Genomic DNA, 13,878 nt, shown 5'->3' with positions numbered 1-13,878 from the left:
TCGGCCTTACCCACTGGCGGACCGTTCTACGACATCCCGTCCGCGGTGCCCGGCTCGGGGACAAGGTTGCCCGTGTGGTCCGGGGACGGCAAAGCGGTCCGCCCGCCGGCCCGGGGTTCAGCCGGGCGGGCGGGCGGACCGTTGTCGGCCGTACGGCAGGACCTATGCGCGGCCGGCCGTCTTCTGCGTCTTGCGGGTGATGGCGTCGATGACGACCGTCGCCAGCAGCACGCCACCGGTGATCATGTACTGGACCGGCGAGGCGATGCCCTCCAGGGCGAGGCCGTACTGGATCGAGACGATGACCATCACACCGAGCAGCGCGTCCCAGGTGCGGCCGCGGCCGCCGAAGAGGGACGTGCCGCCGATCACGGCCGCGGCGATGACGTTCATCAGGAACTCACCGGTGCCCGCGCCCTGGTTGGCGGCGGCGATCTTCGACGCCATGAAGAGGCCGCCTATCGCGGCGAAACCACCGGCGATCGCGAAGACCGAGATCCGGACCAGCTCCACGTTGATACCGGCACGGCGGGACGCCTCGACGCTGCCACCGAGGGCGAAGATCTTGCGACCGTAGCCGGTGCGGCGCAGGACGAAGTCCGTGAGCAGCAGGAACGCCAGGAAGATCACCACGGCCAGGGGCAGGCCCTTGTACTGGTTGAAGACGATCGCCACGACGAAGGCCAGGATCGCGAGCAGCACCGTGCGCACGATGATCTCGTTCAGCGGCCGGGACGGCACCCCGGCGGCCGCGCGGCGGCGGTTGTCGAAGAACGCGCTGAGGAAGTACCCGGCGGTCACGACGACCGCCAGCCCGTAGGCGGCGGCCACGTCGGTGAAGTAGTAGCTGGTCATCTTCACGACCACACCCTCGGAGTCGAGGTTGATCGTGCCGTTGCTGCCGAGGATCTGCAGCATGAGGCCCTGCCAGAACAGCAGTCCGGCCAGCGTGACGGCGAAGGCCGGCACGCCGATGCGGGCGAAGACGAAGCCGTGGATGGCACCGGCCACCGTGCCGGTGAGGACGGACAGCAGCAGGGCGAGCCACTCGTTCATCCCGTGCGTGACGCTCAGCACCGCGAAGGTGGCGCCCGCGACACCGCTGACCGAGCCGACCGACAGGTCGATCTCGCCGAGCAGCAGGACGAAGACGATACCGACGGCGATCATGCCGGTGCCGACCATGGCGACCGACATGTCGGAGAAGTTGCCGGCGGTGAGGAAGTTGGAGTTCAGGCTGGTGAAGATGGCCCAGATGATCAGCAGTCCGACGACGACCGGGATGGACCCGAGGTCACCGGCCTTCATCTTCCGCTTGAACTCGCCGAGGTAGCCCGCGAAGCCCTGCTCGCGCACCAGCAGCCGGGGGTCGACGGCGGTCACGGCGGCGGCGGCCGCGTCGGTGTTCTCCACCGTGTGGTCCGCGGCGGGTGTGGAGGTCTTGTCGATGCTCACTTCTTGATCTCCCCGTTTGCGCGTGCCGCACGACGGGTCACGGCGTTCTCCGTGGCGCCCGTGATGGCGGAGATGATCTCTTCCTGGGAGGTCGACTTGACCTCGAAGATGCCGTTGTTGCGCCCGAGGCGCAGCACGGCGACCTTGTCCGCGACCGCCTTGACGTCCGCCATGTTGTGGCTGATGAGGATGACGGCGTGGCCGCGCTCGCGCAGCCGCTCGACGAGGTCGAGGACCTGCGCCGTCTGCTCGACGCCGAGGGCGGCGGTGGGCTCGTCGAGGATGACCAGCTTGGGCTCGCCGAGCATGGACCGGGCGATCGCCACGACCTGGCGCTGACCGCCGGAGAGCGAGGCGATCGGGATGCGGACGCTGGGTATGCGGATGGACAGCGTGTCCAGCAGCTCGCGGGAGCGGCGCTCCATCTCCACCTCGTCCAGGACGCCGCGCCTGCGGATCTCCCGGCCCAGGTAGAGGTTGCCGACGACGTCGATGTTGTCGCACAGCGCGAGGTCCTGGTAGACGGTCGCGATGCCGAGGTTCTGGGCGTCGTGCGGCCTGTTGATCGAGACGGACCTGCCGTCCCACTCGATGGCGCCCTCATCGATGGGGTGCACGCCGGCGATCGTCTTGACCAGCGTGGACTTTCCGGCGCCGTTGTCGCCCACCAGGGCGACCACCTCACCGGCGTGGACCTCAAGCTCTACGTCGGTGAGCGCCTGGACGGCACCGAATCGCTTGGAGACCCCGCGCAACGCCAGCACGGGCGTAGCGGACACGTGAACCATCTCCTTCGCCGCCTGACCCGGCGGGAGGTTGTGCAGAACGTTTCTTTGGGGGGGTGTTCCGTCCGGCGCCCCGCGCGTAGCTTGCGGGGCTGATGGGCGCGGGGCGCCGGAGGAGCTGGGGCGGCCGGTCCCGGGCGCTCACGCACCGCGGGAGGCGGGTCCGCTTACTTGAGGCCGATCTTGTCGCAGGCGGCCTTGTACTTGCCCGTGCAGATCTCGTCGATCGTGTAGAAGCCGTCCTTGATGACGGTCTCCTTGATGTTGTCCTTGGTCAGCGAGACGACCGGGACGATGACCGCGGGGACGCCCTTGGTCGTGGCGCTGTCGACCTTGTCGTTGGCGATGGAGTCGAGCGACTCGCCCTTGGCGAGAGCGACGGCCATCTCGGCCGCGGTCTCGGCCTCCTTCGGGTAGGACTTGAAGACGCTCATGTACTGCTCACCGGTGACGATGCGCTGCACGCCCGCGAGTTCGGCGTCCTGGCCGGTGACCGGGATGTCCGTGATGCCGGCCCGCTTCAGGGCGGTGATGGAACCGCCCGCCATGCCGTCGTTGGCGGAGTAGACGCCGTCGATCTTGTCCTTGCCGAGCGCGGAGATCGCGGCCTCCATGTTGGCGTTGGCGTTCTCCGGCTTCCACTCCTTGGTGTCGTACTCGCGGCCGACCTTCACCTTGCCGTCGAGCACGGAGTGGGCGCCCTCCTTGAACTGGGCGGCGTTCGGGTCCGTGGAGGAGCCGTTCATCATGACGATCTGGCTGTCCTTGGCCTTGTCGCCCAGCGCCTTCAGGAGCGCCTCGCCCTGCGTCTTGCCGACGGTGACGTTGTCGAACGAGGTGTAGGCGTCGATCGGGCCCTCGGCCAGGCGGTCGAAGGCGACGACCTTGATACCGGCCTCGTGGGCCTTCTTCACCGAGCCCGCGATGGCCTTGTAGTCCACCGCGTCCACGATCAGCACGTCGACCTTGTTGGTCACCATCGTGTCAACCTGCTGGTTCTGCAGGCTGGCGTCCTGCTTGGCGTTGGCGTAGACGACCTCGCCCTTGTTGTTCGTGAGCTCCTTGACCTTCTTCTCGATCATGGGCTTGTCGAACTTCTCGTAGCGAGCGGTCTGGTTCTCCGGAAGGAGCAGACCGACCTTGATGTCGTCGCCCTTCTTCGCAGCCGAGTCGGACGAGTCGTTTCCGTCGCCGGATTCCTTGGCGCTGCCACAAGCGGCGAGCGAGACGGCCATGGCACCGGCGGCGATGGCAACGGCGGCACGACGCATACGCGTGTTCACTACACAAACCTCCCTGACGAGGCCGCGTCGTTGCGGCCGAGGTGGCTGGAAGTCAACTCGGCCGCAGGTGCGACGTCAAGAAGTAAATCCTTAACGAGATGACAACGGTGCCATCCGTGCTCTAAGTGAAGGCAGGCGTGGCCGCCGGCAGAGCGCCGGTCGCAGTTCCGTCCAAAAGGGTCGAATCGCCCATCTCGCTCAGGGCGAGGGCGAGCGCCCCCAGCACCTCCGCACGGCCGCCAAGGGCCCCGGGAAGCACCGAGAGTTGACGCGCCGCACTGGGGATGGCGTAGCGCCCGACGGACTCTCTTATCGGCCCGAGCACCAGCTCCCCCGCCTCGGCGAGATCGCCGCCGAGGACGACTCGGCTCGGGTTGAGCAGGTTGCAGAGGTTGGCGACTCCACTGCCGATGTGGCGGCCGACGTCGGCGATCACCCGACGGCAGCCCGGGTCACCGTCCCGCGCCAGCCGCACGACGCCTTCCATCGTCAGATCGGTGCCGTGGCTGGGCTGGAGGAGCGGAAGCACATAGCGTGCTGCCGCGAACGTCTCCAGGCAACCCCGGTTTCCACAACGGCAGACAGGACCGGCCTCATCGAGTGTAATGTGCCCGATTTCTCCCGCTGTGCCGCCCGGACCGCGATAGATCTTGCCGTTGATCACCAGGCCCGCGCCGACACCGCTGGCGACCTTGATGTACGCCAGGTCCCGCACCCCCCGGCCGCTGCCCCAGACCAGCTCGCCCAGGGCGCCGAGGTTGGCGTCGTTGTCCACGTGCACCGGCACGCCGAGCCGCCCCCGCAGCTCCTCGGCGGGCCGGGTGCCGCCCCAGCCGGGCAGGATGGCGGTCGAGCCCAGCGTCCCGGACTCCACGTCGATCGGTCCCGGCACGCCCAGACCCACCCCGGCGATCTTGGCGCGGTCCACGCCGGTGGCCGCGATCAGGCGGCTGACCAGCTGTTCCGCCCGGTCGAAGCCCTGTGCCGCGGACGCGTCGACGTCCAGTGGCTCGGACTCCTCGGCGAGCACCTGGTGGGCGAGGTTGCCGACCGCGACGCGCAGGTGGGTGTGCCCGAAGTCCACGCCGATGACAATGCCGGCGTCCCCGCTCAGCGAGACGCTGCGGGCCCGCCGGCCGCCCGCCGAGGTGGGCGTGACCTCGACGGTCCCGCCGTCCTTCAGTTCCCGGACGATGTTCGAGACCGTGGCCGCGGACAGGCCCGTCGTCCTCGCGATCTCCGCCTGCGTGAGCGAACCGGCGAGCCGTACCGCCCGTACGACGCGTTCCAGGTTGGCGCGGTGCAGCGACGACTGCGACCCGGGAGTCTCCATTGACTCTCACCCTCATCCCCTGGGTCCGCGTCACCCGGTGCGATGCGGACCTTGTACAAGTTATGAACCCCAAACTCCGCTGGATCGCCCAGTGGCGTCAAGCCCTTGAAAGAAATCGGTTCCAGGCCGTGTCCACGGTCGGCTGCCGGTGGTACGCCGTAGGGGTCCGTCCCCGGAGAGCTGTCTCTCCGGGGACGGACCCCTGCGTACGACGGTGAAGCGGCGGTGGGCGTCAGCGGAAGGTTCCCTGCGACACCGAACCGGCGATCCGCCGCTGGAAGACGCAGTACACGAGCAGTACGGGCACCACCGTGACCACGATCGCCGCGAACAGCGCACCGTAGTCGATGTCGTAGACCTGCGAGGACGCGTAGGCGGCCATGCCTTGAGTGAGGACCCACTTGTCCTGGTCGGTGTTGAGCGCCACCGGCAGCAGGAACTGGTTCCACAGGCCCAGGAAGTTGAAGATCGCCACCGCCGCCATGCCCGGACGGGCCATCGGCAGCATCACCTGGAAGAACGCCCGCCAGTCCCCGGCACCGTCGATCAGCGCGGCCTCGTACACGTCGTGCGGCAGCGACCGGAAGAACGAATAGAGGAAGAACATCGTGAACGGCAGCGCGAACGCGACATAGGTGAGGATCAGTCCGAGACGTGTGTTCAGCAGCCCGAAGTTCTGCAACTGGAAGAAGAGCGGAACGATCGCCAAAAAGACCGGGAAAGTCAGGCCGGCGAGCATCACGTAGTAGATCAGCCGGCGTCCGGGGAACTCGAACCGGGCGAGAACGTAGGCGCACATCGCGCCGAGCAGCATCACCAGGATCAGTGCCGAGACCACGACGATCACGGAATTCAGGAAGTACTTCCCGATGTTCGCGTCGGTCCACGCGTTCGCGTAGTTCTCGAAGCGCCAGTGATCCGGCAGCGAGAACGGCGACGAAAGGATCTCGCCGGTCGATTTGAACGACGACATCAGTACCCACAGCATGGGCACGATCACGATCACGGACCACAGGATCAGCAGGGCGTGCGAGATCGCCGCGAATCTGCGGTCGCTGCTCGCGGCGGCCCTCGTCAGCTTGCGGTCGCTCGCCGGTTTCGGGTCACTGGCCGGCTTCCGGTCGGCGGCGATGACGCTCACCTGGCACCTCCCTTGGCTGCGGCACGCCGAGCCCTGAACCCAGGTGCTTTCCTCTTGCTCTCGCCCTCGCCGCCGCCCGTGAGGCGGTTGACGAGGAACACCAGCGCCGCGAACACCAGGGTGACGGCGGCGAGGACGACGCCCATCGCGGTGGCGTAGCCGAACTGCTGCTTGGCGAAAGCGACGTTGAACAGACGCTGGCTGATCGTCAGGGTCGAGTTGTCCGGGCCGCCGTTCGGCACCATCGCCTGGACGTAGACGAACGCGTCGAGGGCGGCGATGCCCAGGTAGATGTACGCCGTCTGCACGCTGTCCCGGATCGCCGGCAGGGTGATCGAGATCGTGGTGCGGAACCGGCCTGCCCCGTCGATCTTCGCCGCCTCGTACAGCTCGCCGGGAACGCCCTTGATCGCGGCGATGAAGAGCACCGCGTAGAACCCGACGAGCCCCCAGATGATGACGAACATCACGGCCGGCATCGCGGCCGACTTCTCGCCCAGCCACGCGAACGCCTCGAACTGGTCGAGGCCCAGGCCGGTGAGGACGCCGTTGAGCAGGCCGGCGTTCGGGTCGTACATCTGCGCCCAGATCAGACCGACGATGATCGCCGGCACGACGTAGGGGAAGAACGAGATGATCCGGTAGAACGACGCTCCCCGGATCCCTCGGACGGGGCCCTTGCTGGGCCCGCCCAGGGTGATGGCCACGGCGACCCCGAGGGCCAGCGTCAGCGTCACCAGCGGCACGAAGGCCGCGAGGAGTGCGACGTTGCGCAACGCCTTCAGGAAGATGTCGTCCTGGAACATCTTCGTGAAGTTGTCGAAGCCGACGAAGTTGTAGTCCGGGCTGAAGCCGCGCCAGTCGGTCATCCCCCAGAAGATCGCCTGGCCGAACGGGATCAGAACGAAGATCACGAAGATGGCCAGCGGGACACCGAGGAACGCGAGGAAGAACGTCACCCGGTCGAACGTGAGCCTGCGGCGCCGTGGCCGCCCGCCGCGAGCGGCCGGCTCGGGCCGGCGGCTCACGGCGTCGGAGGTGGTGATGTTGTCTTTCATCCCTGTACTAGCTGATCTTGATCTTGTCGATGGAGTCGTCGTCCCGGACCTTGTCGGAGATCTTCTGCAGGGCCGCGGTGAGGCCCTTGCGGTCGAGGTCACCGGAGAGGAACGAGTTCCACGGCACCAACTGGTCGGTGTTCATGCCGTAGGCTTCGACGAACCTCCTCATGTCGTAGATGTTGTCGCCCGCGGCCTCGAGCATCGTCGTCTGGGAGACGAGGGCGGCCGATCCGAAGCCGTCGGCGGGCACGGTGCCCTTGACCACCGTCGGGGCCAGCTTTGACTTGGAGAAGTTGGCGGCCGCCTTCTCGGACAGCATCGCCCGCAGCACTTCCTTGCCGCCGGCCGGGTTCTTGCCCTGCTTGGGCACGATGAACGGCTCGCCCGCTGCGGCGTGGAGCGACTCGTAGGGCAGCTTCGGCTTGTCCGTGAGCGTCATCTCCGGGAAGCCGGTCATCTGGAAGTCCTTCTTGGTGGCCTTCGCCATCTCGTTCTCGATCCAGCCACCGGACGGGTAGAGCAGCGCCTTCTGGTCGTTGCTCCAGATCGCCTGCGCCTTCTGGAACTGGGTGCCGGAGCCGCCGGGGACGAACATCTTCTCCTTGATCATGGTCTCCATGACCTTGAGGACGCCCTGGATGGCCGAATGCGACCAGGCGTCCTTCTCGAGATTGCCGAGAGCGAGCCGGACCTCGTCACCGCCCTCCTTGATCGCTGAGGCGAACAGCATCGTCTGGTAGTAGGTCGCGGCTTCCTTGCCGTGGACGAAGAGGTACTTGCCCTTCTTCTTCGCCTGCTGGCCGAGGTCGAGCGCCTCGTCCCAGGTCTTCGGCGGGGTCCAGTTGTTCTCCTCGAAGAGCGACTTCGAGTACCAGACGCCGTACACCGTCATCACGTACCGGAGCGCGACGAACTTGCCGTTGTACGTTCCGGGGTCCTTGACGCCGGGGTAGACGATGTCGGCGATCTTCTTGCCTTCGTAGGTGTTGGCCTCGAAGAGGTCGTCGAGCTCCTCCAGCTGGTCGAGGATGCCGAGGAAGCCGATCTGGTCCTCGCCGGAGTTGTCGATGAGGTCCGGCGGGTTGCCGCCGACGAAGCGGGGCTGGAGCTGGGGGGCGATGTCGACGACCGGCTTGACCTGGACCTTGAGTCCCTTGACCTGGCTGCCGAGCACCTGGTTGGTGTAGTCGACGTAGTCGGTGCCGTAGCCGCCGTCGAAGATGGCCGCTTCGACCGCGGAGTTCGCAGCGACACCGAACGGGTTCTGGGCGCTCTTCTCGCCCTTGGGGCCGCCGCCGCTGTCCTCGTCCTCGCTGGAGGGAGAGCTGCACGCGACCGCGAACGAGCCCATCGCCGCGGTGGCGATGGCCCCGCGCAGGAGCGTCCGCCTGTCAAGAGAGCCGGCACGAATGGTCATCTTTGCATCCTCACTGATCGGTTGGTTCTGTCCGGGTGTGCTGCGTGCGCGGCCGCCGTGACCGGACCGGTCCTGGGCCGGCCGCACGTGAGGCGTTGTCGCCGTCGTCTCGGAGCCGCGGTGCGGCGCCGATGATCAGCTGAGCGATGCCGGCACAACAGTCGCCGGGGCCGGAGCGGCGGTCGCGCTCCGCCTGATCAGATCGTGATGGCCCACGCCGGTGGTGGATCCCATGCTCAAGTCCTCGCCTTCTCCAGGACTCAGGCGGTGAACCGGATCCTCCCCGGCACCGCGATCGGGTCACGCTGGGTCGTGCAGGAAATGCGGGTACTGCTGTGGTGTCACTTGTACGTCACTGCTGTTCGGGCGCTTGGGCGGTTCCTCGTCGCGGTTCCCCCCGTATCCCCCGGTGGCCGACAGGTATAGTCCACTTTCCGTCAGCGGAGCAAGATCGAATGCAAGGTTGGCGGTACGTCTTTTCCGAGTTGAGACCTCCCGGAAATATGAGTGGCCTGTGCACCGCATGCCGTAAGAATCCCTGGCATAAGCCCTGAACGCCACATCCAACACCCTTGACATCACATGCCACTTGACCCCTACTGGTCCTTGCGCAGTTGATTTGACAACGTTGTCCCCAGCGCAGGGAGGGTGGCCAGGACATGCAGTACAGAGTTCGGCACAGATGGGGTCCGGCGGTCGTGATGACGACCGCCTTCGCTTTGGCGGTGGGTTCTCAGGGGGCGGCGGTCGCGCTGCCGGGCGCGCCCGCGAAGGCCGACCGCGAGTTCACGTCGTCCTTCGAGGCCGACGACCCGGCTCCGGACTGGCTCGACACCGTGGACACCGACGCGGACGGCGGCAAGCGGTCCTCGGGCGTGGACGGCGGGTACAGCACCGGCATACCCGGCAACGTCACCGAACACGTCACCGGTGTGCGGGCCAGCGCCGAGAACACGGGCGGCGGCGAGGTGAAGGAGAACCTCGCCGACAACGAGCCGACCACCAAGTGGCTGACGTTCGCGCCGACCGGCTGGGTCGAGTTCGACCTGGACGCGCCGACGAAGATCACCAAGTACGCGCTCACCTCCGCCAACGACCACTCCGAACGCGACCCCCGGGACTGGACGCTGAAGGGCTCGGCGGACGGCGAGACCTGGCAGACGCTGGACACCCGCTCCGGCGAGACCTTCGGCGACCCCTTCACGACGAAGACGTACGACCTCGCCGAGGCCGCCGAGTTCCAGCACTTCCGGCTGGAGATCACCAAGAACAACGGGGCGGGCGACGCGCTCCAGCTCGGCGACGTCCAGCTCTCCACCGGCGACACCGAGACCCCCGTCCCCGAGGACATGCTCTCCTTCGTCGACGAGGGCCCCACCGGCTCGCCCACCGCGAAGGCGGACGCCGGCTTCACCGGCACGCACGCGCTGCGCTACGCGGGCCGGCACACCGCCGACGGCCGGGCGTACTCGTACAACAAGGTCTTCGACGTCGACGTGAAGGTCGACCGGCGCACCGAGCTGTCGTACAAGATCTTCCCGTCGATGGCGGACGCCGACCTCGACTACGACGCCACGAACGTCTCCGTCGACCTGGCCTTCACCGACGGCACCTACCTGAGCGACCTCAAGGCCACCGACCAGCACGGGTTCCCGCTGACGCCGCGCGGTCAGGGCGACGCCAAGATCCTCTACGTCAACCAGTGGAACAGCGTCCAGTCGGGCATCGGCTCGGTCGCGGCCGGCAAGACCGTCGACCGGATCCTGGTGGCGTACGACTCCCCCAAGGGCCCGGCGAAGTTCCGCGGCTGGCTGGACGACGTGGAGATCAAGCGGGCGAAGCACGAGCGCCCCAAGGCCCACCTGTCCGACTACGCGCTCACCACCCGCGGCACCAACTCCAGCGGCAGCTTCTCGCGCGGCAACAACTTCCCCGCGACCGCCGTGCCGCACGGCTTCAACTTCTGGACGCCGGTGACCAACGCCGGGTCCCTCAGCTGGATCTACGAGTACGCGCGCGGCAACAACGACGACAACCTGCCCACCCTCCAGGCGTTCGGCGCGAGCCACGAGCCGAGCCCGTGGATGGGCGACCGGCAGACCTTCCAGGTGATGCCCTCGGCCGCCTCCGGCACCCCGGACACCGGCCGGGACGCCCGCGAGCTGGCCTTCCGGCACGAGAACGAGACCGCCCGGCCGTACTACTACGGGGTGCGGTTCGAGAACGGCCTCAAGGCCGAGATGGCGCCGACCGACCACGCGGCGATGATGCGCTTCACCTACCCCGGTGACGACGCGAGCGTGATCTTCGACAACGTCGAGGACAACGCCGGTCTGACCCTGGACAAGGAGAACGGCACCTTCAGCGGCTACTCGGACGTCAAGTCCGGCGGCTCCGCGGGCGCCACCCGCCTCTTCGTCTACGGCGAGTTCGACAGCAAGGTCACCGGCGGCGACTCCAGCGGCGTCAAGGGGCACCTGAGCTTCGACGCCGGCCGGGACCACGCCGTGACGATGCGCATCGCCACCTCGCTGATCGGCGTCGACCAGGCGAAGGACAACCTGCGCCAGGAGATCCCGAAGCGGGCCTCCTTCGACAAGGTCAAGCGCGACGCCCAGAAGCAGTGGGACAAGATCCTCGGCAAGGTCGAGGTCGAGGGCGCCACGCAGGACCAGCTGACCACGCTGTACTCCAGCCTCTACCGGCTGTACCTGTACCCGAACGCGGGCCACGAGAAGGTCGACGGGAAGTACAGGTACGCCTCGCCGTTCTCCAAGGCGGTCAAGGAGAACACCCCGACGGAGACCGGCGCCAAGATCGTGGACGGCAAGGTCTACGTCAACAACGGCTTCTGGGACACGTACCGGACCACCTGGCCCGCGTACTCCTTCCTCACCCCCTCCCAGGCCGGTGAGATGGTCGACGGCTTCGTGCAGCACTACAAGGACGGCGGCTGGACCTCGCGCTGGTCCTCCCCCGGCTACGCGGACCTGATGACCGGCACCTCCTCGGACGTGGCCTTCGCCGACGCCTACGTCAAGGGCGTCGACTTCGACGCGAAGTCGGCGTACGACGCGGCCGTCAAGAACGCCACCGTCGTGCCGCCGTCCTCGGGCGTGGGCCGCAAGGGCATGGACACCTCGCCCTTCCTCGGATACACCTCGACCGAGACGCACGAGGGCATGTCGTGGGCGCTGGAGGGCTACCTCAACGACTACGGCATCGCCAAGATGGGCGAGAAGCTCTACAAGGAGACCGGCGAGAAGCGGTACAAGGAGGAGTCGGCGTACTTCCTCAACCGCGCCCAGGACTACGTCAACATGTTCGACTCGAAGGCCGGCTTCTTCCAGGGCAAGGACCTGGCGGGCGACTGGCGCGTGGACTCGGACAAGTACGACCCGCGCGTGTGGGGCTACGACTACACGGAGACCAACGGCTGGGGCTACGCCTTCACCGCCCCGCAGGACAGCCGCGGCCTCGCCAACCTGTACGGCGGCCGGGACGGTCTCGGGGACAAGCTCGACGAGTATCTCAGCACCCCGGAGACGGCCTCCCCCGAGTTCAAGGGCTCCTACGGCGGTGTCATCCACGAGATGACCGAGGCGCGGGACGTCCGCATGGGCATGTACGGGCACTCCAACCAGGTCGCCCACCACGCCCTGTACATGTACGACGCGGCCGGGCAGCCGTACAAGACGCAGAAGAACATCCGCGAGGTGCTCCAGCGTCTGTACACCGGCAGCGACATCGGCCAGGGCTACCACGGTGACGAGGACAACGGCGAGCAGTCGGCCTGGTTCCTCTTCTCCTCGCTCGGCTTCTACCCGCTGGTGATGGGCAGTGGCGAGTACGCCGTCGGATCCCCGCTGTTCACCAAGGCGACGGTCCACCTGGAGAACGGCCGCAAGCTGGTCGTCAAGGCGCCGAAGAACAGCACGAAGAACATCTACGTGCAGGGCCTGAAGGTCAACGGCAAGCGCTGGAACTCCACTTCGCTGCCGCACTCGCTGATCTCGAAGGGCGGCGTCCTGGAGTTCGACATGGGCTCCAAGCCCTCCTCGTGGGGCACCGGAAAGAACGCGGCGCCGCCGTCGATCACCAAGGACGACGAGGTACCGACCCCGCGCGCCGACGCGATCACGGGCGAGGGTGCCCTGTTCGACAACACGTCGGCGACGGACGCGAACGTGACGTCGGTGGACCTGCCGGTGTCCGACAAGGGCGTCAAGGCGGTCCAGTACACGCTGACCTCGTCGGCCGACCGCGCCCTGGCGCCGGCCGGCTGGAAGCTCCAGGGTTCGGCGGACGGCACGAAGTGGCGGACGCTGGACGAGCGCTCCGGTGAGTCCTTCGCCTGGGACCGGCAGACGCGGGCGTTCTCGGTGAAGTCGCCGGGCTCGTACGCGAAGTACCGGCTGGTCCTGGACGGCGGGCACACGCTGGCGGAGGTGGAACTGCTGGCGTAGGCGACGTCCGCGACCGACGGACGGGCGGCGGGTTCGGGCTTCGGCCGGAACCCGCCGCCTGCTTGTGCCACCCCATTCCCCTGCGCCGGCGCATGCACCAAGATGAGCGGGCGCCGCCGCAAGCCACGGCAGGCGCGTCACGCATCGTCAGGGGGAGCACATGCGGACGAACATCGGCAAACGCGTCACAGGGCTGGTCACGGGCGCGTTGCTGGCGGCGGGGGCGCTGTTCGCGACCGCCGCCCCGGCCCAGGCCTACGACCCGGACCCCAGCGTCTCCACGTACTACCGCAACACGAGCGACTGCCCGTGCAGCGGCGGCACGCTCGGCGACCCGTTCGACGGCACCTACTTCGCGCACGACGCGGGCGGCACGGCCGTCAAGATGGAGCTGAACGACGCGGGCTGGTTCATCGGCAAGGTCGAGTTCCACCCCGACGGCGAGAAGCTCTGGGTGTACGACACCAAGAACGACGGCGACGGGTTCTACGTGGCCGTCGGCTACTCCTCGGGTGGTTCGTACCACGATCTGGGCACCTTCTCGGCGCCGGGCACCTCGGCCACCGTCGACATGACGGTCAAGAACTTCAGCATCCCGGACGGCGCGTACGTGGACATCACGGTCTACGACGGTTCCGGCCGTTCCGACTACATCGCCGCGGCCCGCGGCACCGGCGGGGCGGTCGCCTGACCGTATGGACGTCGACATCGACCCGGCCTGGCTCCCGGACGCCGCGTTCCGCGCGGTGGGCGCACACTCGTGCGCGAGGACACCGCGGTAGAGCCTGTGCTGGGATCGCGCCGGTCCGTGCGACCCCGGTGAGCAGGTAATCGGCGGTGGTGCGGGCCATCAAGTGAGTACGGGAGGCATCGAGGGTCTACGCCGTCGCGTCCGGGAAGGAAACGGAGGTTCGCCTGTCGAGTGCGTGACCTCCGA

At 67.5% G+C, this 13,878-nt stretch carries 9 protein-coding genes; 2 read left to right on the top strand and 7 right to left on the bottom strand.

Annotated features, from left to right (window positions below):
* Positions 1-162 precede the first annotated feature (162 nt).
* The 7 genes from ACGH7X_RS30320 to ngcE all read right to left on the bottom strand — a co-directional run bounded on the left by ACGH7X_RS30320 (position 163) and on the right by ngcE (position 8,475).
* Positions 163-1,455, bottom strand: a complete 1,293-nt coding sequence (locus tag ACGH7X_RS30320) for a sugar ABC transporter permease (RefSeq protein ID WP_399890836.1) — start codon at positions 1,453-1,455, stop codon at positions 163-165.
* Positions 1,452-2,243 carry an ATP-binding cassette domain-containing protein gene (locus ACGH7X_RS30315; protein WP_399890833.1) on the bottom strand — a complete coding sequence of 264 codons (792 nt, stop codon included), beginning with the start codon at positions 2,241-2,243 and terminating at the stop codon, positions 1,452-1,454. Before ACGH7X_RS30315 ends, ACGH7X_RS30320 begins: the two co-directional genes overlap by 4 nt.
* Before the next feature lie 164 nt (positions 2,244-2,407).
* Positions 2,408-3,511, bottom strand: coding sequence for a sugar ABC transporter substrate-binding protein (locus tag ACGH7X_RS30310; protein ID WP_399897431.1), 1,104 nt, complete (start codon positions 3,509-3,511; stop codon positions 2,408-2,410).
* 133 nt (positions 3,512-3,644) lie between these two features.
* The gene (locus ACGH7X_RS30305) at positions 3,645-4,856 is read right to left on the bottom strand and encodes an ROK family protein (RefSeq protein WP_399890830.1); all 1,212 of its coding nucleotides are present in this window, start codon (positions 4,854-4,856) and stop codon (positions 3,645-3,647) included.
* Between the two features lie 232 nt (positions 4,857-5,088).
* Positions 5,089-5,997, bottom strand: a complete 909-nt coding sequence (locus ACGH7X_RS30300; RefSeq protein WP_399890827.1) for a carbohydrate ABC transporter permease — start codon at positions 5,995-5,997, stop codon at positions 5,089-5,091.
* Entirely contained in the window at positions 5,994-7,055 is a 1,062-nt protein-coding gene (locus ACGH7X_RS30295) for a carbohydrate ABC transporter permease (protein WP_399890824.1), read from the bottom strand. The genes ACGH7X_RS30300 and ACGH7X_RS30295 overlap by 4 nt, the downstream gene beginning before the upstream one ends.
* Positions 7,056-7,062: 7 nt before the next feature.
* Entirely contained in the window at positions 7,063-8,475 is a 1,413-nt protein-coding gene (gene ngcE / locus ACGH7X_RS30290; RefSeq protein ID WP_399890821.1) for an N-acetylglucosamine/diacetylchitobiose ABC transporter substrate-binding protein, read from the bottom strand.
* Positions 8,476-9,134: 659 nt separating this feature from the next.
* On the opposite strand from ngcE, the gene ACGH7X_RS30285 reads away from it, so the two are divergent.
* Positions 9,135-12,941 (top strand): GH92 family glycosyl hydrolase, encoded by a 3,807-nt coding sequence (locus ACGH7X_RS30285; protein ID WP_399890817.1) that lies wholly within the window; start codon positions 9,135-9,137, stop codon positions 12,939-12,941.
* A gap of 160 nt (positions 12,942-13,101) precedes the next feature.
* Entirely contained in the window at positions 13,102-13,632 is a 531-nt protein-coding gene (locus ACGH7X_RS30280; protein WP_399890814.1) for a hypothetical protein, read from the top strand.
* Positions 13,633-13,878 lie beyond the last annotated feature (246 nt).

Source organism: Streptomyces sp. BBFR51 (assembly GCF_044591655.1).
In the GTDB taxonomy this organism is placed as follows: Bacteria; Actinomycetota; Actinomycetes; order Streptomycetales; family Streptomycetaceae; genus Streptomyces.
Note: the sequence above shows the minus strand (reverse complement) of the source record. Positions and strands in the feature narration are given on the sequence as shown.

Bases quoted from the DNA above. Each gene is read 5' to 3' on its own strand.
- ngcE (WP_399890821.1), bottom strand. From the start codon at position 8,475: ATGACCATTCGTGCCGGCTCTCTTGACAGGCGGACGCTCCTGCGCGGG.
- ACGH7X_RS30285 (WP_399890817.1), top strand. From the start codon at position 9,135: ATGCAGTACAGAGTTCGGCACAGATGGGGTCCGGCGGTCGTGATGACG.
- ACGH7X_RS30280 (WP_399890814.1), top strand. From the start codon at position 13,102: ATGCGGACGAACATCGGCAAACGCGTCACAGGGCTGGTCACGGGCGCG.
- ACGH7X_RS30315 (WP_399890833.1), bottom strand. From the start codon at position 2,243: ATGGTTCACGTGTCCGCTACGCCCGTGCTGGCGTTGCGCGGGGTCTCC.
- ACGH7X_RS30310 (WP_399897431.1), bottom strand. From the start codon at position 3,511: ATGCGTCGTGCCGCCGTTGCCATCGCCGCCGGTGCCATGGCCGTCTCG.
- ACGH7X_RS30295 (WP_399890824.1), bottom strand. From the start codon at position 7,055: ATGAAAGACAACATCACCACCTCCGACGCCGTGAGCCGCCGGCCCGAG.
- ACGH7X_RS30305 (WP_399890830.1), bottom strand. From the start codon at position 4,856: ATGGAGACTCCCGGGTCGCAGTCGTCGCTGCACCGCGCCAACCTGGAA.